Origin of the sequence: Pseudomonas putida (assembly GCF_028682455.1) — a bacterium.
Taxonomy (GTDB): Bacteria; Pseudomonadota; Gammaproteobacteria; order Pseudomonadales; family Pseudomonadaceae; genus Aquipseudomonas; species Aquipseudomonas putida_AA.
The window spans coordinates 1486399-1508326 of the sequence record NZ_JANHLD010000001.1; the positions used below are offsets into that span (position 1 = coordinate 1486399).

Sequence of the window (21928 nt, forward strand, 5' to 3'; positions counted from 1 at the left end):
GACAAACCCTGTATCATTTGTCGCAGTTGTGCATAGCTTTGGAGAATTGTGAATGAGCCACGTGTTGGACGATCTGGTCGACCTGCTGAGTCTGGAAGCCATCGAGGAAAATCTGTTCCGCGGGCGTAGCCAGGACCTGGGCTTTCGCCAGCTGTACGGTGGTCAGGTGCTCGGCCAGTCGCTATCGGCCGCCAGCCAGACAGTCGAAGAGGCGCGTCATGTGCACTCGTTGCATGGTTACTTTTTGCGCCCGGGCGATGCGGCGATGCCGGTGGTGTACTCGGTGGATCGGGTGCGCGATGGGGGCAGCTTCAGCACCCGGCGGGTGACGGCCATCCAGAAGGGACAGCCGATCTTCACCTGCAGCGCCTCGTTCCAGTACGACGAGGAAGGCTTCGAGCACCAGACACAGATGCCGAAAGTGGTTGGCCCGGAAAACCTGCCGACGGAAGTCGAGTTGTTCCAGCGCATCGCCAATCGCCTACCTGAGTCCATCCGCGAGAAGATGCTCTGCGCCAAGCCGATCGAGATGCGCCCGGTCACCGAGGAAGACCCGTTCAACCCCAAGGCGGGAGATCCAGTGAAGTACATCTGGTTCCGCGCCGACGGCACCTTGCCGGACGTTCCCGCATTGCACAAATACATGCTGGCCTATGCCTCGGACTTCGGTCTGCTGACCACCTCGCTGCTGCCCCACAGCAAATCGGTGTGGCAGAAGGACATGCAGATTGCCAGTCTTGATCACGCGCTGTGGTTCCATGGCAACCTGCGCGCGGACGAGTGGCTGCTGTATGCGATGGACAGCCCCTGGGCTGGAAACGCCCGTGGATTCTCCCGCGGCAACATCTACAACCAGGCCGGGCAACTGGTGGCGTCGGCTTGCCAGGAAGGCCTGATCCGTCATCGCAAGGACTGGGCATGAGCCTGAACGATATCCGTCACTGGGTCTTCGACATGGATGGCACCTTGACCGTGGCGGTGCATGACTTTGCCGCCATTCGCGAGGCGCTGGAGATTCCGCCTGCCGACGATATCCTCACCCACCTGGCCGCCTTGCCCGCAGCAGAAGCCGCGGCCAAGCACGCCTGGTTGCTGGAGCACGAGCGGGACCTGGCGATTGGCTCGCAAGCCGCCGTGGGCGCTGTGGAGCTGGTACGGGAGTTGGTTGGGCGTGGTTGCCAACTGGGCATTCTGACCCGCAACGCGCGGGAGCTTGCCCATGTGACGCTGGAGGCCATCGGCCTGGCAGATTGCTTTGCCGAGCAGTACGTGCTGGGGCGTGATGAAGCGCCACCCAAGCCGCACCCCGGTGGTTTGCTGAAACTGGCCGAGGCCTGGGACGTGTCGCCGGCCGAGATGGTCATGGTGGGCGACTACCGCTTCGACCTGGATTGCGGCCGGGCGGCGGGCGCCAGGACCATTCTGGTCAATCTGCCGGACAACCCCTGGCCGGAGCTGGCCGACTGGCATGCGGCGGATTGCCGGGCTTTGCAGGGATTGTTACGCGGCTGATTCGATTTGATCGCGGGGCAAACCCGCTCCTGCCGGAAGCGCACATATCCTCGGTAGGAGCGGGCTTGCCCCGCGAAACGCATCAGAAATCCCAGCGGGTGGTCAGCATCACGTTGCGAGCCTCACCGTAGTAGGTGGTATCGAAGTTGCCCAGCCCGCTCAGGTAGCGCTTGTCGAACACGTTGTTGGCGTTGACGGTGAAGCTCAGGTGTTCGTCGTACTGGTAGCGGGTCATCAGGTCGACCAGGGTGTAGCCGCCTTGCTTGATGTAGGTGTAGTCGTTCACCGCACCGCTGTAGATCTTGCCGTAGAACGCACTCTGCCAGTTCACGCCACCACCGACGGTGACCTTGTCCATCACGCCCGGCAGGCGGTAGGTGGTGAAAATTCGCACCAGATGCTCAGGCTTGCTGGTGCTCATCGGGAAGCCGTAGATGCGCTGCTCGTCGGCATCGCGGGTGCGGGCATAGGTGTAGCCGGCCGAGAGGTTCCAGCCTTCCATCAGCTCACCCGCGACTTCCAGCTCCACACCTTTTGTGGTCGCACCGTCAGTTGCCTTGTAGATGCCTTCGTTGGTGAATGGATTGGAGCCGATTGATTCGGCGACGTTGTCCTGTTCGATGCGGAAGAAGGCCAGGCTGGCATTGAGCCGACCGTCGAAGTACGCCGCTTTCAGACCGGCTTCGTAGCTGTCGCCCTCGACCGGGTCCAGGGTTGAGCCGTTGATGTCCTTGTTGGTCTGTGGCTGATAGATCGAGGTGTAGCTGGCGTACACCGAGTAGGTGTCGTCCAGGTCATACACCGCGCCTGCATAGGGCGTGACGACGCCATGCTGTTTGTAGCTGGCCGAGTTGTCCTGGAAGATCGGGTTCAGGCCGTCATAGTTGTAGTCGTCGTGGTACTTGAAGGTGCTGACCCGGGTACCGAGGATCAGCGAAAGGTCGTCGGTAGCGCGCAGGCGGGTGGCGATGTAGGCGCCGTTCTGGCTTTTTTGTTGCTCGTACTTGCCGTTTTTCGGGAAGTCGGGCACGCCGATATCGCCTTTCCAGTCGAAGATGCTACCCGGCACCATGGCAAATTCGCTGGTGTCCCAGGTGCTGCCGGTCTGGCGCGAATGGGAGGTGTTGAAGCCCACCACCAGGTCATGCTGGCGACCGAACAGGCTGAAAGGACCGGAGAGGTTCAGGTCGGCACTGTTTTGCACCCGATGGCCTTCCCAGCGTCCCCAAAAGAAAAACATGCCGTTGCCGTCACGGTCCGGGCTGCCGCCGCTGGCCGAGGCCAGGCGGGTATCGTGGTCGGTTTGCAGCTGGTTGACGCTGAGCTTGAGCGACCAGTCATTGACCAGCGCCTGCTCAAGGGAGGCGAAGTAGGTGCGGTTCTGGAAGTCGCGGCGGCTCCAGTCAGCGCCCGGGTTGAACGAGCGCGAGAAGTCGGTGCGGCCGCCGTCGGTGTAGTACACCGGGTTACCGGTCCAGGAGGAGCCACGTGGGGTGGTGGTCTGCTGGTCGATACCGACGGTCAGCAGGGTGTCGGGGGTGATGTCGGCTTCGAGGATGCCGTAGTACACCTCTTTCTTCTGCTCGTAGTGATCCTGATAGCCTTGTTTGTCCTGCTGCGCCCCGACAAAGCGCCCTCGCACCGTACCGTTGTCATTGAGCGGCCCCGACACATCACCCTCGCCACGGTAGTTGTCCCAACTGCCGGCGCTGCCGGTCAGCGAGGCCTGGAACTGGGCGGTGGGCTTCTTGCGGATCAGGTTGACCGTGGCGGACGGGTCGCCGGAACCTGTCATCAGGCCGGTCGCGCCCTTGAGTACTTCTACCCGGTCATAGATGGCCATATCGACATGGGCGGTGCCTTCGCCGTACACGCCGTCATAGATGGTGTTCACGCCGTCGTACTGGTAGTTGGTGATCACCTGGCCGCGGCTGGAAAAGTCGACCCGGTCACTGTCGTAGGTCTGGCCGGAAACACCGGGGGTGTTGCGCAGTACATCGGAGATGCTCTGGGCGCCCTGGTCGTCCATCTGCTGGCGGGTGACCACGGTGATCGATTGAGGTGTTTCGCGGATCGACAGCGGCAGCTTGGTTGCCGTGCGGGTCACCGCCGTCGTGTAGGAACCGGTGTTTTCCGTGGTTTCGCCGAGCAGTTGGCCGTTGATGCTGGTCGCCCCCAGCTCCAGGGCGCCGCTGCTGTTGGCCGGGACCAGCACATAGCCGCCGTTGCTCTGGCGCTGGGCCTGCAGGCCGCTGCCCTGAAGCAGGCGCGCCAGGCCTTCTTCCACCGAGTAGTTGCCCTGCAGCCCGGCCGATTGACGGCCTTGGGTCTGGCGGGCGTCGAATGACAGGGTGATGTTGGCGCGGGTGGCGAACAGGCTCAGGGTGGTGCCCAGCGGGCCCGGTGCGATCTGGAATGCGGTGCTGGCGCTTTGCGCCAGTGCCTGGGCCGGCAGCATCGCCAGCATCGGCAGCGGCGCCAGGGTCAGACCAAACAGCGCCAGGTGAACGGCGCGAACCAGAGGGCGGGGTGCCCGTGGGCAAGTGCGGGTCATGCAGGTTTTCCTTCGATTGGCTGGGCAGAGGGGCAGCTTTAATGTGCTGCTTTACCTGCGTAGCCGAATGAGAATGAAAATCGGCAACCCCTTTGGTAGAAATTGTTCAGGCAGGTTCGATGCTCGCCCAGTAACGGGTCAGGTAACGCACCTTGACGGGCAGCGAGGCGCTGAGGTTTTCCAGGATGGTGTCGGTGTCGTCGATGCGAAAGGCCCCTGACAGGCGCAGGTCGGCAACCTCGCCTGCGCAGCGCAGCACGCCGGGACGATAGCGGCGCAGCTCGCTGACGAAGTCGGCCAGGCGCCATTCGATCACCGTCAGCATGCCTTGGGTCCAGGCGCCGGTACCGGGCGCAGCAGTACGAGCGGTGCTGATACGCTGTTTGTCGAACTCGGCGGTCTGGCCGGCATCCAGGCGCAGCATCAGCAACGGGTTATCCACGGAGCGGATCTCCACGGCGTGCTGCAACACGCTGACCTGGCTTCGGCCTTCATCGCTGCGTACGCTGAAACGCGTACCCAGGGCGCGCACAAGACCCTCGGCGGTTTGTATTTCGAAGGGGCGGGCAGCTGGATCTCCGGCGGTCTGCACCATGATTTCGCCACGGTACAGGCGCAGCTGGCGGAGCGCGCTGTCGAAATGGATATCCACGGCGCTGTCGGTATTGAGTTCAAGCTGGCTGCCATCGCTGAGCCTCACCTGCCGTCGTTCACCTTTGCCGGTACGCAGTTCGGCCATCAGCGCCTGGCCCGGATTGCTTTCGCGCACGGCCCAGCCGGTAGCGCCGACCACCATGAGCATGGCCAGGGTCTTGAGGACGGCGCGTCGACGCGCCCGAACGCCGGCCAGGGTCGGCAGGGCGACGTCCGCTGGCAGGCAGCCCAGTTGGCGCTGCAACTTCTCCACCCGCGCCCAGGCCTGGGCATGGGCCTGGCTTTTGCCCAGCCACTCCTGCCAGGCGCGTAGCTGCGCGTCACTGGGCTGGGCGGCATTGAGCTGCACGTACCACGTGGCGGCGGCTTCCAGGGTGCGGTAGTCCAGGGCTTGGGCCATTCAATCGTCCGTTAGCAGCAGGCAGTGGGTCATGGCGCGGATCAGGTGCTTTTTCACCGTGGTGACCGACACCCCCAGTCGCTCAGCGGTAGCGACATAACTCAGGCCTTCGAGTTGAACAGCCAGGAAGATACGCCGGGTGCGATCGCCCAGGCCGTCAAGCAAGGTATCGACCGCCACCAGGGTTTCGAGGATCAGCAGACGGGTTTCCGGTGAGTCGGCCAATCGCTCGGGTCGGCTCGCCAGTTCGGCAAGGTAGGCCTGCTCCAGTGCCTTGCGGCGGAACTTGTCGACCATCAGGGCATGGGCAATGGCGCCCAGGTAACTGCGTGGCTCGCGGATGGTGTCGATGTTGCGTGCAGTCAGCACCCGGATGAAGGTGTCCTGGGCAAGGTCCGCGGCATCGCTGGCATTGCCCAGGCGGGCGCGCAGCCAGTTTTTCAACCAACCATTGTGTTCGCTGTAGAGGGCATGCAGGGCAGCGTGATCGGAGGCAGACATGAACGGCACAACCAGCCAGTAATTGATAATTAGTCGCATTATTGTAGTTTGTCGGGATGTTTCGCAAGAGCCGGTGCTTGACCTGTGCCAGGACCGGGCAAAGACTGATCAGCTGTTTGTCGAATCGAATCAGGAGATTTCCATGACCAGCAAGGCCATTTACGTGCAGGCGGGCGGCGGTTACGACAAGGTGCAGGTCGGTACCTGTGCGGCATCCGCGCCCAAGGCCGGTGAAATCAGCGTGCGAGTGCACGCCAACTCGCTCAACTATCACGACTTCGCCGTGGTCAGCGGTATGTGGGGGCCGACCGAGCCGCGCATTCCCATGGCCGATGGCGCGGGCGTGGTGACGGCGGTCGGGGAGGGTGTCAGTGAGTTTGCCGTGGGTGATGCGGTGGTCAGCACCTTCTTCCCCGACTGGCTGGGGGGCCACCCACAGGTGGAAGGCTTTGCCAGCGTGCCGGGTGATGGCATCGATGGCTACGCCCGTGAACAGGTGACCGCCCGCGCCACCTCGTTTACCCATGCCCCCAAAGGCTACACCCACGCCGAGGCCGCCACCTTGACCACCGCCGGGCTCACGGCCTGGCGCGCGCTGATGGCCGACGACGCGCTCAAGCCCGGCGACACCGTGCTGGTGCAAGGCACCGGCGGCGTTTCGATCTTCGCCCTGCAGTTCGCCAAGCTGGCGGGGGCCACGGTGATTGCGACTTCGTCCAGTGACGAAAAGCTCGAACGCCTCAAGGCCATGGGTGCCGATCACCTGATCAACTATCGCAAGACCCCGGCCTGGGGTGAAACCGTACGCCAGCTCACCGGTAACCGTGGCGTCGATCACGTGATCGAAGTGGGCGGCCCGGCCACCCTGGAGCAGTCAATGATCGCGGCGGCGATTGGTGGGCACATCTCGCTGATCGGCATTCTGACCGGAGTTTCCGGGCAACTGCCGCTGATCCATGCGCTGGTACGCCAGATACGCCTGCAGGGTGTGCTGGTCGGCAGCCGGGAGCAACAGCAGGCGATGATCCGCGCAATCGATGCCAACGGCCTTCGCCCGGTGATCGACAAGTCGTTCGCCCTGGAACAGATCGTCGAGGCGTTCCGTTACCAGGAAAGCAACCAGCACTTCGGCAAGATCTGCCTGGAGTTCTGATCCATCCTCCCCCGAGGCGGCCCGACCTTGGTCGGGCTTGACCTCGCCATCCTATTTTGTCGCGCGGTAACTCTTTGCTTTTCAAGAATTTTTTCGAAACTCTTGATTCGCATTCTTTCGCTCCGTCCGGGTGTTATTTCGAACACCTTGTGTGATATTTTGCCCGCCGCTCGAGAAATCCATGGCACAGCGCCCACTGGGCCTGTGACGCATCGCTTCCAGGTGCATCCGGTAATAAATACAAATACGTAGTGAGTGTGATCATGAGTGCAACCCCCAACACCGCCGTGGGCGGTGCTGACCCGTCCGTGGTTGAATCTTCGGGCCTTGAGGTCAAACGCCTGACGTTCGTCGAGGCGGTGGCAATGATCGTGGGTACCAACATCGGTGCCGGCGTATTGTCGATGGCCTATGCCAGCCGCCTGGCCGGCTACATGCCATTGCTGTTGTGGCTGGCCGTGGCCGGTGTCTTCACCACCATCTCCATGCTCTATGTCTCGGAAACGACCCTGCGTACCCGCAGCCACCACCAGCTGAGTGGCCTGGCGCAGCGCTATGTCGGCTCGTTCGGGGCCTGGGCCATCTTCTTGTCGGTGGCGGTCAACAGCATCGGCGCCCTGACCGCGTACATGAGCGGCAGCGGCAGGATCCTCAGCGAGTTCTTCGGCATCAGCCCGGCCATCGGCAGCCTGCTGTTCTTCCTGCCTGCAGCCTTCGTGCTGTACCTGGGCCTGAAGGCCATTGGCAAGGGGGAGAAGTTCATCAGTATCGGCATGGTATCGATGACCCTGGTGCTGGTGATCGCGACCCTGATCAACGAAAAAACCGATTTTGCCAACCTGTTCGATGGCAGCTGGATCTACATGATCCCAGTGTTCAACATTGCCGTGTTCTGCTTCTCGGCGCAGTACGTGGTGCCGGAGATGGCCCGTGGCTTCAGCCATGACCCCAAGCGCCTGCCGATTGCCGTGATCACCGGCATGGTCATCACCTTCATCCTGCTGGCGATCGTGCCGATGTCGGTGATAGCCCTCAACGGCCTGGAAAACCAGACCGAAGTCGCCACCCTGGCATGGGGCCAGGCCCTGGGCCAGTGGGCGTTCTACACCGCCAACACCTTTGCCCTGTGCGCCATGATGACCTCGTACTGGGGGCTGGGCGGCAGCTTCCTGACCAACATCTTCGACAAGTTCAAGAGCCTGGGTTCGGAAAGCAACCCCAAGAACCGCCTGCTGGTACTGGGCATCGTCTGCGTACCGCCGTTCATCCTGGCCTACAGCGGCATGGTCGGCTTTGTTAACGCGCTGTACTTCGCCGGCGTGTTCAGCGGCGTGATCCTGTCGATCATGCCGATCCTGATGCTGCGCTCGGCGCGCAAGAACGGCGACATCGTCCCTGCCTGGCAATGCGGCTGGATCGCCCATCCGCTGATCCAGGTGATGGTGGTGATCCTGTACCTGTGCAGCATGATGTATGCGATTGCCAGTGCGTTTGGCTGGTTGCCTGGCGGCTGGTAAGGCTTCAGGGTAGTTGGTATGAAAAGGCCGGTGCGGGTATCGCACCGGCCTTTTTAGTTGCCTTACTCACTGCGAATAATGCCAAGAGCGCAACGTGTGAGAACATCGGTGAGCTGCGGCTCTGTCATCTGTACATCACTCCACTGCGCCTGGCCGTACAGCATCCCGATCACCGCATGGGTAATAAAAGCGATCTCCTCCTCAGGTTTGCCATTGCCCTGATACGCATCGGCGATGATGTGTTTGAGCTGCTCGCAATACGCCGCTTTCAGCGCATGTGCCTGCTGCTTGTTATCGTCGTTCAGGTTCACGAACTCCCTGCTTATCAACACGAGCCTGTGCCTGTCGTTCTGGCTGAAGGCAACAAATGCCTGAACGAAACGGCGTACGCGTTCGCCCGTCGTACTGGCGCCTTTCATTCGTTGTTTGGTATCGGCCAGCAAGTCTGACAAGGCCGACTCGATCAACTCGAACAGCAGGCACTGCTTGTTTTCAATGTGATGGTACAAAGAGCCCGCCTGAACCCCGACGTGGCCGGCCAGGTCGCGCAAGCCGATGGCCTGGTAGCCATGTGTTGCGAACAGCTCCAATGCAGCGTCGAGCAAGCGGTCGCGGGGGCTGGGTGTGGACGTGATGGCTGCGAGCATGGAGAGGCTCCGTCGATCAGCAGGGATCCGCTGTGGGGTAGCCAACGATACCGGGAATGGGTGGGTGTCCGTATCGTCCGTCTGGGGCAGGAAATGTGGGGCTGCAGTGATGTTTTGTCAGCGAGTAGGCACAAAAAAAGGCACTTGCGCAGGGCGCTAGTGCCTTTTTTTGTTTTGCGAATTTGGTGGGCCGGGGTGATTTGAAAAGAACCTGTAGCTATCTGTTTTTATTGGCTAATAATTGATCAGATAAATTGCTTGGGATACCAGCTGGAATGCTGTGTGATCTGGATTTCGATGGACGGTGGTTGTTGAACTCAGCCAAGCGACTCATCAAAGTAATCGCTGTCGAGCCTAGGCACTTTGTAAAGCTGCGAGCTGACACCGACCTCGTGATCCAACATCAGATTGACCAGGCGTTTACCGTCGACCAGCACAAGCCCTTCGACCGACAGCGCGAACTCAACCGCCTGGGCAGTGAAGCCGGAAGTGGTAATGAATACACCGCGTTTGGCTTTCTGCCCGGCCAGAGCGCCATAGAACGCCTGCAAATTGGGACGGCCGACGGTGGTCTGCCAGCGCTTGGCCTGCACGTAGACTTTCTCCAGCCCCAGCGCGTCGAGCGAGATCACGCCGTCAATGCCACCGTCGCCACTACCGCCGACTTGCTGCAGCGCCTGACGGTTCGCGCCGTAGCCCAAACTGTGCAGGACGTCCAGAACAATGTGCTCGAAGCGCGTCGGGCTTGCTTGCAACAAATTGTCCAGCAGGTCGCCCGCGACGCTGGTGCGCAGCTCAAGGATGGCTTGGTTTAAGCGCTCCTGCGGGCTGCTAGTGGCGAGGTCGGTCTTGGCAATTGACGTCGAAGTGTCGTTGTTTTCATCCAACGAGGCGGCATCCGGTGCTGTCTTTAGCTTCACGCTCATGAAGTTCACAGCTAGATGCTCGACCCGTTCTGCGCTCAACGGGGCCGGGTTGGCCTGAGCGAATGCGCGGCCGGTGTCGGTTAGCTGCCAGTAGCCACGCTTTGCACTGCTGGAGTAGCCGGCGCGTTTGAGGCGATCATGCGCCCAGCCGGATCTGTTCTTGTAAGTGGCCTGGCCGCTGGCGATGGTTTCCTGTCGCTGGGCTTCGGTCAGGCCAAGCGTCAGGGCGGATGCTTCGTGAGCCTCGCCCGCAGTGGCACCCTCCGGATGAGCGGCGAGAAAACGCAGGACGGGCTCGATGAACTGATCGTAGGTCGGGACAGACATGGTTCGTTTTTACCCTAATCTAAGGCTTAGTCCGCCGTGGCGGATCGACGACTACGCTTGGCTTTGGGGGCGGCGGTGCGTTGGGTTTTGATGCGCTCTAGCAGCATGTCTGCAGGTTCGTCGTTCGGGTCTTGCGGCACAAGATCACCTTTGAACGCTTTGGCGAGGATGCTTTGGGCTAGATGATCAATTCGTTTTTTGGCCTCACTGACCTTGGTTTCCAGCTGTTCGGCATAGGCGAACAGTTGCTCGACACGGTGGACGATTTCGTTTTGTTCATCAATGGAAGGTGCCGGTAGACCAATTTCCTTTAAAACTGAAGCTTTGATCCCTTTCACTGTTGTTCCGGTTGAGCGGCGAGCCAATTCCTCTTGTAAGAGTGACGATTGCAAAGCTATAGCTGCAAAGCTAGACGAGTAGCCTTCGTGAAATTGAAGGCAGATTGCTCGCTGTGCTAGCGCAAATTTTCCCGTTATATCGATAACTGCCACGTTACCGAGAGGTGCCTCGGTTGTAATCAACACATCACCAATTTTTGGAATTCCACGCGTCATCCAGCTTTCATATGCTTCTGGGCGGATAAACTCCCGAGGAACTCTCGAAATATACCCTGACTTGATATTTTTAGCGGTGATCAGTGGAACTCCAGAATCGACCTTTTCTGGCGTCTTCCCTCGATAGTCGATGAAACGCGCAATTACGCCAAGTCGCCTGACTGGATACAAGAAACCCTGATCTTGAGAGGTTTCACGTACAGCAACACGCCACTCCTTCGTAAGCCGCCCGGAAACGGCGGCGGCGAGTACGGATTGACGGAAACGTTTGAGCAGCGGGGGGATGCCGTCGATGCGGGTTTTCAGGGTATCGACCTGAGCCAGCAGTTCGTCGAGCTTGACGGCGATGCGGGTTTGTTCGGCGAGCGGTGGAAGACCGATTTCATGTGCTTTTATGACCGCTTGCGAAATATTCGGCTGAGCTCCACCTTTACCTTTATCAATGAAAGCCGCCTTTTCATTTTGAAGAAGCCTATACAGGTATTCTTTTCCAATAAGACCTTCGACCGGCACACCAACGGCACAAGCTTGGTTGGTAGACGCATCGATGCCGAGGATGGCCGTTTTACCGATAGTTGCCCCATACATGGCGATGGCCACGGAACCTGCGGGGAAAATCTTCGCACTTGAGGATTTAATAGCTTCTTCTGTAATGCTTTCCTCAGTCGTCTTTATGTAGCGGCTATTGAGTTCTCCGCTTTTTATCCATGGAATCTTTCCGCCGTAAAAGTTTGGCTCGCTGCGCGACGGAGTTCCTCCTGCTCCCCAATCGGCAACGGTTCCTAGAGTTGTGCGTGCCCATCCACTTGGCAGCTCACTCATTGCCATTCTCCTCAACTACAGCCAAGCCCATCACCTCAGCCATCAACTGCTTCTGCGCCACCACTTCATCCCCCGCCCCCAGCGCCTTCATCAGCTCTTCCAGCTCACGCAGCGCCTCGGTCAATTCAGCCATCGCCTCACCGGCCAGTACTTCTGGAGCGGGCAGGTCGGCGGCATCCAGGCTGCTGTCGTCCTTTAGCCAACTGATATCCAGCGAGTCACTACGCTCGTTGCGGATGTAATCGCGGGTAAAGCTGCGGAAGCGACTGTTTTCACCGATACCTTCGACGTTCTCGGCGCGCGGGCTTTCGCCGTTGGGGGCGTCGCCATAGGCGTCCTCGAACGGTTTGAGATGTGTAGATCCGAAAGGGGTGCGTTTGCCGAAGCTGGGCATGTTGCTGCGCAGGTCATAGATCCACACGCGCTTGGTGCAACCTTCCTCCTGACGCGGGTTTTCCACGGTGCCCTTCTGAAAGAACAGTACGTTGGTCTTCACCCCCTGTGCGTAGAAGATGCCAGTAGGCAGGCGCAGGATGGTGTGCAGGTTGCACTTGTCCATCAGATCGCGACGCACGTCGGTGCCGACGCCGGCCTCGAACAGCACGTTGTCCGGCAGCACCACCGCGGCGCGGCCGCCCGGCTTGAGGCCACGGTAGATGTGTTGGAGAAAGGCCAACTGCTTGTTACTGGTGCGGTAGGTGAGGTCATCACGAGTCGGGCCACCGCCACCCTTGGCAGTGCCAAAAGGTGGGTTGGAGAGGATGACGTCGACCTTGGGTAAGTTGGCCCCGGTTTGACCCAAGGCGTTGCCCAGGTGCACGACACCTTCCTCGTCGCCTTCCATGCCATGCAGCAAGGTGTTCATTAGCGCCAGACGGCGTGTGCCGGGCACCAGCTCTACGCCAACAAAGGCGCGGTTGCGCTGAAAGGCCCTGGCCTTGGCGTCGAGGTCGTAGTGGTCGTCAGTTTGGCTTTTGATGTATGCGTCAGCGGCAATCAAAAAGCCTGCGGTCCCGGCGGCCGGATCTTGTATGGTCTCACCGGGCTGCGGCCGGATGCAGCGGATGATGCTGTCGATCAACGGGCGGGGCGTGAAGTACTGGCCAGCCCCGGACTTTGTTTCGCTGGCGTTCTTCTCCAGCAGGCCTTCGTAGAGGTCGCCGAGGCCGTCCTGGCGAGCGCTGAACCAGTCGATGCCATCGAGGCTTCTAATGAGTTGCTCCAAGTGACGCGGCTCTTTGAGTCGGGTCTGGGCATCGGCATAGATGGCGGCGATCAATGGATCACTGTTCTTGCCCAGGTCCAGCAGCATTTGCCGGTAATGGTCGAGCAGAATGAGCCCCGATTTACCGGCCAAGTCCGGCCAACGAGCACCTTCAGGTAATTTGTGGTTGAAGTTGTCGTCGTTCTGAACCTGCTCGTATTCCATCTTGATGAATAGCAGCAGCACCAGTTCGGTAACGTAATCGCTGTAGTTGATACCGTCGTCGCGCAGCACGTCGCACAGGTTCCAGAGCCTCTGGACAATGTCGGAATTGGTCATGCTAACTCTCAAAGAAAATTTGGATGCGGGCCCGTGTTGCTTGAGCTGTCGAAAGCAGGCTTACTGAAAGCCTTCATGCTCAAAAATCACCGGGCGAAAAAAAACCGCTCTATATGCCTGTGGCTGGCGAAGCAACCATAGGAATGGCGGGTGTATTGGGGAGGGAGGATATGCACGGCTGAACCGATTATCAAGCTTCCTAGCTCTGCATTGAGGTGTCGGAAGGCAATAGCATGGAACGATTTGGGAAACGGCACAGAAAGCGCACTGCCTGGATGTTTCGCACGGTCGGGGATTGGGGCCGGAGCTCGTAGAACGAGCCCGGAGTGATCGAATATCATCCAGCGGCCGACCACAAATTATCGGCTAAGACCTCCAGCACTACGTCCAGGTTGCCGCCTAGGTTTCGGTTCAGACCGCCGATGCCGCCGTCCTCTCGGAATGCGTCATTGACTTGCTGTGTGTCGAGCACTACCTCATGCACCAATTGTTTGGCTAGGCGATCCAGCCAGCGCCGTTGCGCAAGTGTCCAAGCCTGCATGGCGTAAATTCGTCTCATGGCATCTGCCACGCGTTGATCGAACGGCAGTAATGCCTCACCAATCGCGGCTTGTCGAATGTACCCAAGGATGCTGGCAGCTATTTCGTAGTTGGTCTGGTTGCGCCAGGCACTTTTCAGATTGGCTTCGCTGAAACCGTTCTGATCGAGTAGCAACCGCACTTCGCGCAAGTGTTCGCGAGTCAAATCCTTCGGACGGTTGACCACGACGCCCAGTGCGACGGACTGGTTCAGTTGCTTATGGACGAACTCGTGGAAGCTTTCCAGAAAGTCGGCCGGTTTCTGGTTCTTGCCATAGCTTTGCTCGCGCAAGGTGAGTTTGTCATCGTGCGTAGAAATGATCGGGAATCTTTCCGATCCGATTAGGGCGCTGACCGCCGCCAGTTGCTCGATCAGTTGACTGTGTTGGCGAACGAAGCCAGCAGCCTGTTGTGGTCCGAGCCCGTGTAAATGGGTATGCAGCTTGCCAGGTTCGACTCCCCATGCATCCTGCAACTCCTCGAGTTTCTGCTTGATAGCTGGGTTGTTCTCGGCTTTGTGCTCGGCTTTGCGAAGAATGCGCATGACCTTTTGGCTCAATTGGTCAAGCACGTCATGTGCGTGGCTGGTGTCTTCCTGGCTGCCTGGGGCGCTGTGGCTGGCGTCGTCGGTTAGCTCACCTACCAATTGCTCCAGGGAGATATTCGGGTTCTTTACCAATGGCTTCATGGTGTCGACCTCTTCCAGGCTGGCATAGAGGTCGACGGGATCATAGATGCGGAATACTGTTTTACCTATCTCGTCACAGCGCCGGGTAGCTCGGCCCTTCATCTGCTCATAGAGGATGCGCGAGCGTACACGACGCATGAATACCAGATTGCAGATAGTAGGTACGTCGATGCCGGTTGTTAGCAGGTCAACGGTGATGGCGATGTTGGGGTATTTTTCGTTCTTGTAACAGCGAATCAATTGTTCAACGTTGTCGCTCCGGCCGGTAATGATACGCACTGAGGTTTCATTATATTGCTGACCGTATGCGTCCTTGAAAGCATCATCCAGCAGGTTTTTCACCCGCACGGCGTGGGCTTGGTTGACGCAAAAGATCATGGTCTTTTCTTCGCCGAAGGGATACAGCTCTTTGACCAGCTCATCGCAGATGACCTTGTCGAAGGCCGGTGTAATAACGCTGCGGTTGAAGGATTCGGTCCTGAAATTGAGCTCGTCTTCCAGTTCCGCAGTATCGACTTCCCCTGTCTGGGTATTGATGACACTGACCGAATCACCTTTTTCAAAGTGAATACCATTCTCAGTAAGCTGGGTTTCGTAGCGAATCGGTGGCTCGTGGTCGATCAGCCAGTCGTCGGCCACAGCCTCCCGGTAGCTGTAAGTGAATACCGGTTTGCCGAAAATTTCGCTGGTCTGTTTTGCCGGCGTGGCAGTAAGGCCGATGCGGCATGCGTCGAAATAGTCAAGTACGCGACGGTATTGCGAAAGGTATTGGCTGGCATCTCGTATGGCCAATTCTCCCTCGGTCATCTCTTGGTCGAGCGTATACCCTCGGTGGGCTTCGTCGACGATGATGCAGTCAAACTCCCCAACGGGTGGGGGGTTATCCGAGCGGAAGATCCGGCTAACCATGGCCTGGACGGTTGCTACCTGGATGCGGGTTTCCGCTGCGGCAGCCATATCGGCCAACCCGTTGATATCGTAGATCTGCGCCAGCGTGTGATTCTGCTCCAGCGTAGCGTCGTTGAACGAGTCAATCGCCTGCTGGCCCAAGGCGCTGCGGTCGACCAGAAAGAGAATCCGTTTGAAACGCTCGGCCTTGAGAAAACGGTACATCAGACCAATGATGGTGCGGGTCTTACCTGTGCCTGTCGCCATTGCCAGCAAGCACTTACGTTGATTGCGAGCCAGTGCCTGCTCAACGGCCATGATGGCTTTCTCTTGGTAGCCGCGCAATTTCAGGTAGCCAAAACCTTCCTTTGCCAGTTTTTCCTCGGCCTCAGCCTTGCTACGTTTAAGCAGGTCGAGGAGATCGCCAGGTGTGTGGAAGTTGTGAAGTGCCCGGCGAGTGTTTGCCGGACTGCGTAAATCGCGGAACCAGGTACCGGACTTTTCTTCCAGTTGCTTGATGTAAGGGCGGCTATTGCAGGCGAAGGCAAAGGGCACCTTGAAGTGGCTGCCACTTCCATCATTCCATGGCTGGTTTTGGCCATCCAGCGGCCAGGGTTGCAGATGTTCGACGTCTAGCCGGAAGTTGCGGGCGTACCGCTCTGCTTGGGTAATTCGGTCGGCAACATCAATGCTTTCCCGTTTTGCTTCGACGATCGCGATGGGTATCAGGCCGGCGAACAAAACATAGTCAGCGCTGGCTTTTGCGCTACTTGTGGGCCATTCAGAGATAGCCTTGTTTTTCCCCTTTTCAGGGCGCGCACCTTTGCTGTAAGTAAGCTCCAAGGAGTCGGCTACCCACCCAGCATCGTTCAACAGTTGGTCAATAAGAATCCGGGTCAGGTCTTCCGACAGTTGGAACTTGCTGCTGGCCCTCTTGGTTTTCTGCGTAACGTCTTTGCCAGCCTGCGGCTGTGCGGCGAGCTGCTGTTGCAGTGTCTTGAGGTTTTGATCATGTTCTGCACGCAGTTTGATCAATGCTGCTTCGTGCTCTGCCGCCAACTGCTTGTGGTTTCGCGACTCGGCATCCATCTGCTCGGCGAGTACTGCGTACTCCTCTGCTTCGCGTTGGAGCAAGGTGGCCAGTTGCTGGTTGGTTTCCAACTGCTGGCTAGATTCGCTGAGCTGCGCCTTTAGCTGTTCAATCTGGCCTTGCAGGTCGCGAAGCGACGCGCTTGGGTCACTGGGTGTGACGAAAGGGCCTGGTTTGAAGGTGCGTTTGCCTGCTCCAAACGATTGGTGATACCAGATGGCCAGGGCACGACCCACTTTTAGCCCATCCATGGCCTCGCGATGCTGCGTACGAAACTCGTGGGTAGCTTTGTTGCCTTCCACGCGCAAGGTATGGAATAGGCTGCGAATATTCTGATCCAGTTCGATCTCGCGGCTCAGCTTGTACAGCAAGTCGGCCTGGGAGGTGCGGGCATCAAACTCGACACCCGCGCGGCTGGCCAGATCCTGAGCCAGTGCTTCGCCAAATTGGCGCAATTTGATCAGAGTGGTGTTTGGGTCGCTCGCGAATGCTTGCTCGGCCATGCGCGCCAGCTGAAGGAAAACAGGGTCGTGTTCCTGGAGAAAGGCAAAGTTGCTGCAGGCTACCATGGTCGTTCCTTCGTTTGCTTGGCCACTCAATGCGCACATCCCGCAGTGCGGATGCGTAAGTAGCGGTAGCTTAACCAAGGTAAGGCGGTTTTGACCATGGCAGAAGGCCAGTCAGTGAGCTTGCAACGGGCGTACCGCCGGCCCAGCTAATAAAAGCCCTCTCCATCGCCATCACGGCGCTCGTTGTAAAACGTAAACAGAACCAGCTCTTCTTCCGGCTCATAAAACATCATGATCAGATCAGCGCCCCAGCTCTGGTAATGATGCGCAGGCACACTGGCTATGTGGTGAAACGGACGGCCAGCAGGGCTGATCGGGTATCCAGCAGTGATACTGCTGTTTTTGATCGGCGCATAGCCCAGCGTAAGGCTGGAACTGGGGAATTTCGAGAAATCGGCCACGCCGCCGACTTGCTCAACAAACGCCATTCGTTCGAGCTTGTACAGTGGGTAGTTCTCTGCCAGTTCTGATGGAGAGAAAAGCCGCCCCGACTCGGAATACATTTTTTTGGCCGCCGCGTAAGCAGCTCTTTGATCTGCATACAGCGACTCGAGGCGCTCGCGAGCTTCAACATATGGATCTTCCAGATGCTCGTTATCCCTATGCAGGAAAAAATAGCGTGGGTCACCCATCAGGCGGTATCGCCCTTCCTCTACCTTGAAGCCAATCCAGTTCGTGTGCAAAAGAATGGAGTGGTAATCAGTATCCTCGGTCGCTTCTCCCACGTTCTCATGCTCTGTCGGCTCCAGCGGTCCCAGCATGGTCAGATATCCATGCCAATCCGGGTTTACCAGGTTGAGATCGATACCAAAAAAAGGCTGGAAATGCTCGCTAAGCTCGGCCTGATCCGGCACGAAGATGGTGTCAGGATCCGGAAACGGGTATATCCCGTCAGGCGCATCCAGGTAGTCCGGCCAGTGCTCTTTAATTTCAGTAATCACCCCCCTGGCTTCCCAGTTCCTTTCAAAATCATCCTTGAACACGCCTATCAAGGCTTGCGCTGCTTCAAAGTGTTCTGGGCTGAGTTCACTCAGGTCGGCTGCTGTCACCGCATACCTATCAGGGCTATTCATCGACAGAACGATTGACCGCAGGCATTTTGCGGAGGCGCTGTGCTCGCTGACGAGCATGTCCTTGTATCTGAGGAAAGGGGATTCGCTCATTTCTGATCTTCCGTGGCCTTGATTCAGGAAACACTGCACATTGTTAGTGGTGCTTGTGGAGGGACTTTACGTCTCTTGAGATCGCAGCGGCAACCACGAGCATCTTGGTGGGTCATCTTTCCTGAGTCCAGATGGCACTGGGGTACGGTCCTGGATGCCCTGCTCCTCCGGAAGGGCGCCAGAGGCTTTTTGAGTTAGCGCTTTAATATGGCTGCGCTCAACAGGACAGAGTAATGAGATCAAATTACTGTTCTCAATGCCCTTGCCTATCATTTTCATACCCATGACTTTTCTAAGCGACGAGCTAGCAGTCGCAATGTTAGGAGGTAGTAATACCGCGTTGCGTTGCTGCGTCGGGCTAGGCGCTTCTCGAGAAACCAAATCACATGCTTCTGCTGCCAAGCCCAAGGTGTTTGTCGCTGCCAGCGCTCTGCAATCTCGGCCTGTATGATTTTCGCCTGTCGCACATGGCGTTGCCGAGTTGCGTGCGAGCCCGTCAACACCGCAGACAAGAACAGCTCCATGTCGAATGACCTGCTCATGCGCGCCCTCCAATGTAGGCAGCGACCACGTCGATCCGCCCGTGCCCCAGCTCATAGCTGATTTGTCGTCGCGCCTCTCGATCAAGGTTCCTGTCTACCTGGCAACATTGGCCGCCATTGATTGGCGCGGGGTATTGGGTTATGTGCTCGTAGCGCTCACATGCGTACGCCGCTCGTAGCTCATGGAAGCCTTTGAGGTTGTGTGCATGCAGGATGTCTCGGGCAGGGCGGATGATTTCTTGCAGAACATTCAGGTAGCTTTCATGTGACGCAATCAGGTTGCGGCTAGTACCGGGCGACACCCGCTGTGCAAATCCAAGTGCGCTTTGAACATGTTCGTCCACCGCAATCCAGCGAGGTGCCGAGGCACCGGCGCGGCCACCTTTGGTGCCGTCCTGGATGTTGATCCTGCCTAGGTCGTTAGCCTCACGGCTTAGCCGTGGCAGGTCTGCCAAGATGGCTTCACGTAAACGCATGCCAGTGGCTCGTGCCAACAGAACGATCGCGGCGGCGCGTAGATGATGTTGGCTGCAAAGCGCATCGACTATCTGCTTCACATGCTCGCGATCCTGACCCTGCAGCACTGACTGTCGAACCCCAGTGCGCAGCATACCCAACGCATCGCTCGGACTTGGCAACTTCACGCACTGATCACCGCGAAGCGCTGCCATGGTCCTGTTAACGCTGGATAGTCGATTTTGAGCGGTGCTGACGGCGAGGTCACCGCGCCTAACCACGTCGCGCAGATACGCCGCATAGTCCACCAACACCTTCCGATCAATCTGCCGCGCATCATTAATACCAGGCCCCTGTTCGGAACGGCACCATTTGACGAATGCCTGCCACCGATCACAGTGCGCTTTGACCGTGCCGTAATGACCGCCACCGAACATGTCTTTCAGCGCTTGCGGCCCTGCGTAACTCAATTGTCTGCCGTAACCGAAATTGCGACCATCGCGTCTGCCCACCAATGCCATGTCAGTCACCTCATCATTCGCTCTCCGATCCTCGCCCCACGTCATCCCGCCAAGAATGCTGAGTGTTATCAGGGATCAAGGCCCCTGCGACCTGTGGGGAATGTCCTCTACGCGGGACTGGCGGCTCCTTACGTCCGGGAGCAAGGGCATCTCATGATCTGGCCTCCTGAGCACCGTTGTCGGTGGGCGGGTGGAGGCAGCACTGGCTGACTAGATCAGCGCCTGAAGATCCTGAGTCGGGTGAACGCAGCAATGCGATGACCGGGGCATGCCTGACTGTCAGTCAAGTGCAGTCCATTCCTTGGTCTGCGGCACCATCATCTACATGGCTGTTGCTGGTGACATCGGCGTTTGTCACGCCGATTGTCACGAGGGGGAATGCCGCAAAGCCTTGTGCGATCAGGGCTGCAGCAGTGGTAGAAGTGCCCGTCTCTTTCCAGAAGAAAGAGACGGGCACAGGTTGGCGCAATATTCGGCCAAGCGGATAGGTTGCTGCAGGGCAGCGAGGTACGGTGTATCTGGCGCACGAGCGCTATAGGTGTAAGAGCATCCATCACATGGGTAGTGACCGGGCGAGCTGCCGGATGCGAATCGCCCTTGGGGAGAACCACCGCAGAGCGGCGTGACCTTTAAGGTTAGGGTCACCTGGGGTGCTGTCATCAACAGCGCTTGCACGGCCAGTTCTACGCCTGTGGATAAACTCGGTCAAGGGTCGAAGTTCACCGCTACTTGGGACGTGAAGAGCGGTTATCCATCGGTGGAATTCCGTGGCAAACCCTGGACAATGTGGTCGCTTTTAGCTCTTCAAAGTGAGGTCCATCCAAACAGGGCGGCTTTGCAGCCCTGTTTGGATGGACCCGCGCTGAGAAGCGGATAAACGAGGCTGCTTTCCCTGAATCTTGAGCGATCAGTTGCTGTCGCCGCCGTTATTGCGCCTGTACAGCGCTAGCGGATCGGCACCACGTTCTTGTCTCTGACTTGGCCGTATGCAGAGGCGAGAAGGCTGCCGGTGGCGGCTTTCTGGATGTACTCACTCCACCACGCCATCATCGGGCGCCGTCGCTCGATGTAGTCGGCTCGGTTGTAGGCGCTGCGCACCTCATCCTTGTCGACATGCGCCAGTGCGACCTCAATGAGTTCCGGGTCCCAACCATGTTCATTCAAGATGGTGCTGGCCATCGAGCGCATGCCGTGGCTGACCAAGCGATCCTGGAAGCCCATGCGTTTCAACGCCATGTTGGCGGTCTGGCTATTGGCGTGGGTGCGTGGATTTCTGTCTGCCGGGAAGACGTATTCGCGATGGCCGCTGTGAGTCTTCAGTGACTCCAACAGTGCGACAGCGTGATCGCTCAACGGGATGCTATGCGGGCGGCGTTTCTTCATCCGCTCAGGGGGGATAGTCCAGACACGCCTTTCAAAGTCGATGTCTGCCCAGCGAGTGGTCGCCGCCTCGGCAGGGCGAGTCATGGTGTGCAGCTGCCATTCGATCAGGCAGCGGGTCGTGCGTTTGATACTGGCGTTTGCGATCTCCAGCATCAGCTCGGGGAGCTCTTCGGGCGGAAGCGCAGCCATGTTTTCTTTCTTGGGCTTCTTGAATACTGCCCGGATGCCGGTGAGTGGGTTGGCGAAGATCAGGCCGGAGTTGACGCCGTAGGTCATGATCTCGTTTAACCGCTGGCTTAGACGCTTGACCGTTTCCAAGCTGCCTTTCGCTTCGATTGGACGAAGCAATGCGATCACCAAAGGCGCGGTGATTTTTGTCAGTGGTGTTGTCCTCAAGTCGGGGAACACGTGCAGCGAGAGTGAGCGCCAAATGTCCTCGGCATAGGCCGGGGTGACCGAGTCTTTCTTGAGCTCGAACCAGGCGGTGGCCACGTTCTCGAAGGTGTGTTCGGTTTCCGCGCGCTTGGCTTCATTCAACGTATTGCGCTGCACCTTGGGGTCGATGCCCTGGGCGAGCAGCTCTCGTGCTTCGACTGCCTTCTTTCGTGCATTCGCCAGTGACAGTTCGGGGTAGGTCCCGAAGCCGATGTTGATGCGCTTCTTGGTCACCGGTTCGCGGTAGTTGAAATTCCACAGCAACGAGCCGTTGCTGCGTACTCGGAGCTGCAAACCGTCACCGTCAGTGAGGACGTAATCCTTGGACGCGGGTTTGACTCCCTTGAGCTGTCGATCGGAGAGGCGGAGAGTTTGAGCAGGCATGAGATTGTCCTCAGGCACTGATTTGGTATTCCAAAGATTAGCACCGGGTGAGCTGGAATACCGTCTGGAATACCCGAACGGCTGGAACTCAAAAACTCTCAAAAGACCGCAAAAGCGCTG

Annotated in this window: 16 protein-coding genes; 4 read left to right on the plus strand and 12 right to left on the minus strand. The window is 58.5% G+C overall.

The window, feature by feature from the left end:
* Window positions 1-52: 52 nt before the first annotated feature.
* The gene (gene tesB, locus NPS58_RS07350; protein ID WP_274114725.1) at window positions 53-922 is read left to right on the plus strand and encodes an acyl-CoA thioesterase II; all 870 of its coding nucleotides are present in this window, start codon (window positions 53-55) and stop codon (window positions 920-922) included.
* Entirely contained in the window at window positions 919-1512 is a 594-nt protein-coding gene (locus tag NPS58_RS07355) for an HAD family hydrolase (RefSeq protein WP_274114727.1), read from the plus strand. The genes tesB and NPS58_RS07355 overlap by 4 nt, the downstream gene beginning before the upstream one ends.
* 82 nt (window positions 1513-1594) lie before the next feature.
* On the opposite strand, the gene NPS58_RS07360 is transcribed toward NPS58_RS07355, so the two are convergent.
* The 3 genes from NPS58_RS07360 to NPS58_RS07370 all read right to left on the minus strand — a co-directional run bounded on the left by NPS58_RS07360 (window position 1595) and on the right by NPS58_RS07370 (window position 5621).
* On the minus strand, window positions 1595-4066 hold the full coding sequence (locus tag NPS58_RS07360) for a TonB-dependent siderophore receptor (protein ID WP_274114728.1): 2472 nt from the start codon (window positions 4064-4066) through the stop codon (window positions 1595-1597).
* Window positions 4067-4172: 106 nt separating this feature from the next.
* Window positions 4173-5120: a FecR domain-containing protein gene (locus NPS58_RS07365; RefSeq protein WP_274114729.1), complete on the minus strand. Its 948-nt coding sequence runs from the start codon at window positions 5118-5120 to the stop codon at window positions 4173-4175.
* Entirely contained in the window at window positions 5121-5621 is a 501-nt protein-coding gene (locus NPS58_RS07370) for a sigma-70 family RNA polymerase sigma factor (protein ID WP_274114731.1), read from the minus strand. It lies immediately after the preceding gene.
* 142 nt (window positions 5622-5763) lie between these two features.
* On the opposite strand from NPS58_RS07370, the gene NPS58_RS07375 reads away from it, so the two are divergent.
* Both NPS58_RS07375 and NPS58_RS07380 read left to right on the plus strand, forming a co-directional pair.
* A complete protein-coding gene (locus tag NPS58_RS07375; RefSeq protein WP_274114733.1) occupies window positions 5764-6774 on the plus strand; it encodes a zinc-dependent alcohol dehydrogenase family protein in 1011 nt (336 codons plus the stop codon).
* Between the two features lie 263 nt (window positions 6775-7037).
* The gene (locus NPS58_RS07380) at window positions 7038-8291 is read left to right on the plus strand and encodes an aromatic amino acid transport family protein (protein WP_274114734.1); all 1254 of its coding nucleotides are present in this window, start codon (window positions 7038-7040) and stop codon (window positions 8289-8291) included.
* Window positions 8292-8353: 62 nt separating this feature from the next.
* Here NPS58_RS07380 and NPS58_RS07385 read toward each other — a convergent pair whose 3' ends face one another.
* The 9 genes from NPS58_RS07385 to NPS58_RS07425 form a co-directional block, all read right to left on the minus strand.
* Entirely contained in the window at window positions 8354-8938 is a 585-nt protein-coding gene (locus tag NPS58_RS07385) for a TetR/AcrR family transcriptional regulator (protein ID WP_274114735.1), read from the minus strand.
* Between the two features lie 317 nt (window positions 8939-9255).
* Entirely contained in the window at window positions 9256-10191 is a 936-nt protein-coding gene (locus NPS58_RS07390; protein ID WP_274114737.1) for a restriction endonuclease, read from the minus strand.
* Between the two features lie 26 nt (window positions 10192-10217).
* Window positions 10218-11567: a restriction endonuclease subunit S gene (locus NPS58_RS07395; protein WP_274114739.1), complete on the minus strand. Its 1350-nt coding sequence runs from the start codon at window positions 11565-11567 to the stop codon at window positions 10218-10220.
* Window positions 11560-13110, minus strand: a complete 1551-nt coding sequence (locus NPS58_RS07400) for an HsdM family class I SAM-dependent methyltransferase (RefSeq protein ID WP_274114741.1) — start codon at window positions 13108-13110, stop codon at window positions 11560-11562. Before NPS58_RS07400 ends, NPS58_RS07395 begins: the two co-directional genes overlap by 8 nt.
* A gap of 337 nt (window positions 13111-13447) precedes the next feature.
* Window positions 13448-16924: a type I restriction-modification system endonuclease gene (gene hsdR, locus NPS58_RS07405; RefSeq protein ID WP_274114743.1), complete on the minus strand. Its 3477-nt coding sequence runs from the start codon at window positions 16922-16924 to the stop codon at window positions 13448-13450.
* Window positions 16925-17070: 146 nt separating this feature from the next.
* Window positions 17071-18087, minus strand: a complete 1017-nt coding sequence (locus tag NPS58_RS07410) for a hypothetical protein (protein ID WP_274114745.1) — start codon at window positions 18085-18087, stop codon at window positions 17071-17073.
* A 275-nt stretch (window positions 18088-18362) separates the two neighbouring features.
* The gene (locus tag NPS58_RS07415; RefSeq protein WP_104882196.1) at window positions 18363-18629 is read right to left on the minus strand and encodes a hypothetical protein; all 267 of its coding nucleotides are present in this window, start codon (window positions 18627-18629) and stop codon (window positions 18363-18365) included.
* Entirely contained in the window at window positions 18626-19606 is a 981-nt protein-coding gene (locus NPS58_RS07420; RefSeq protein WP_274114747.1) for an integrase domain-containing protein, read from the minus strand. Before NPS58_RS07420 ends, NPS58_RS07415 begins: the two co-directional genes overlap by 4 nt.
* A gap of 945 nt (window positions 19607-20551) precedes the next feature.
* Window positions 20552-21808: an integrase domain-containing protein gene (locus NPS58_RS07425; protein WP_274114749.1), complete on the minus strand. Its 1257-nt coding sequence runs from the start codon at window positions 21806-21808 to the stop codon at window positions 20552-20554.
* Window positions 21809-21928 lie beyond the last annotated feature (120 nt).

Bases quoted from the DNA above. Each gene is read 5' to 3' on its own strand.
- tesB (WP_274114725.1), top strand. From the start codon at position 53: ATGAGCCACGTGTTGGACGATCTGGTCGACCTGCTGAGTCTGGAAGCC.
- NPS58_RS07355 (WP_274114727.1), top strand. From the start codon at position 919: ATGAGCCTGAACGATATCCGTCACTGGGTCTTCGACATGGATGGCACC.
- NPS58_RS07360 (WP_274114728.1), bottom strand. From the start codon at position 4,066: ATGACCCGCACTTGCCCACGGGCACCCCGCCCTCTGGTTCGCGCCGTT.
- NPS58_RS07365 (WP_274114729.1), bottom strand. From the start codon at position 5,120: ATGGCCCAAGCCCTGGACTACCGCACCCTGGAAGCCGCCGCCACGTGG.
- NPS58_RS07370 (WP_274114731.1), bottom strand. From the start codon at position 5,621: ATGTCTGCCTCCGATCACGCTGCCCTGCATGCCCTCTACAGCGAACAC.
- NPS58_RS07375 (WP_274114733.1), top strand. From the start codon at position 5,764: ATGACCAGCAAGGCCATTTACGTGCAGGCGGGCGGCGGTTACGACAAG.
- NPS58_RS07380 (WP_274114734.1), top strand. From the start codon at position 7,038: ATGAGTGCAACCCCCAACACCGCCGTGGGCGGTGCTGACCCGTCCGTG.
- NPS58_RS07385 (WP_274114735.1), bottom strand. From the start codon at position 8,938: ATGCTCGCAGCCATCACGTCCACACCCAGCCCCCGCGACCGCTTGCTC.
- NPS58_RS07390 (WP_274114737.1), bottom strand. From the start codon at position 10,191: ATGTCTGTCCCGACCTACGATCAGTTCATCGAGCCCGTCCTGCGTTTT.
- NPS58_RS07395 (WP_274114739.1), bottom strand. From the start codon at position 11,567: ATGAGTGAGCTGCCAAGTGGATGGGCACGCACAACTCTAGGAACCGTT.
- NPS58_RS07400 (WP_274114741.1), bottom strand. From the start codon at position 13,110: ATGACCAATTCCGACATTGTCCAGAGGCTCTGGAACCTGTGCGACGTG.
- hsdR (WP_274114743.1), bottom strand. From the start codon at position 16,924: ATGGTAGCCTGCAGCAACTTTGCCTTTCTCCAGGAACACGACCCTGTT.
- NPS58_RS07410 (WP_274114745.1), bottom strand. From the start codon at position 18,087: ATGAGCGAATCCCCTTTCCTCAGATACAAGGACATGCTCGTCAGCGAG.
- NPS58_RS07415 (WP_104882196.1), bottom strand. From the start codon at position 18,629: ATGAGCAGGTCATTCGACATGGAGCTGTTCTTGTCTGCGGTGTTGACG.
- NPS58_RS07420 (WP_274114747.1), bottom strand. From the start codon at position 19,606: ATGGCATTGGTGGGCAGACGCGATGGTCGCAATTTCGGTTACGGCAGA.
- NPS58_RS07425 (WP_274114749.1), bottom strand. From the start codon at position 21,808: ATGCCTGCTCAAACTCTCCGCCTCTCCGATCGACAGCTCAAGGGAGTC.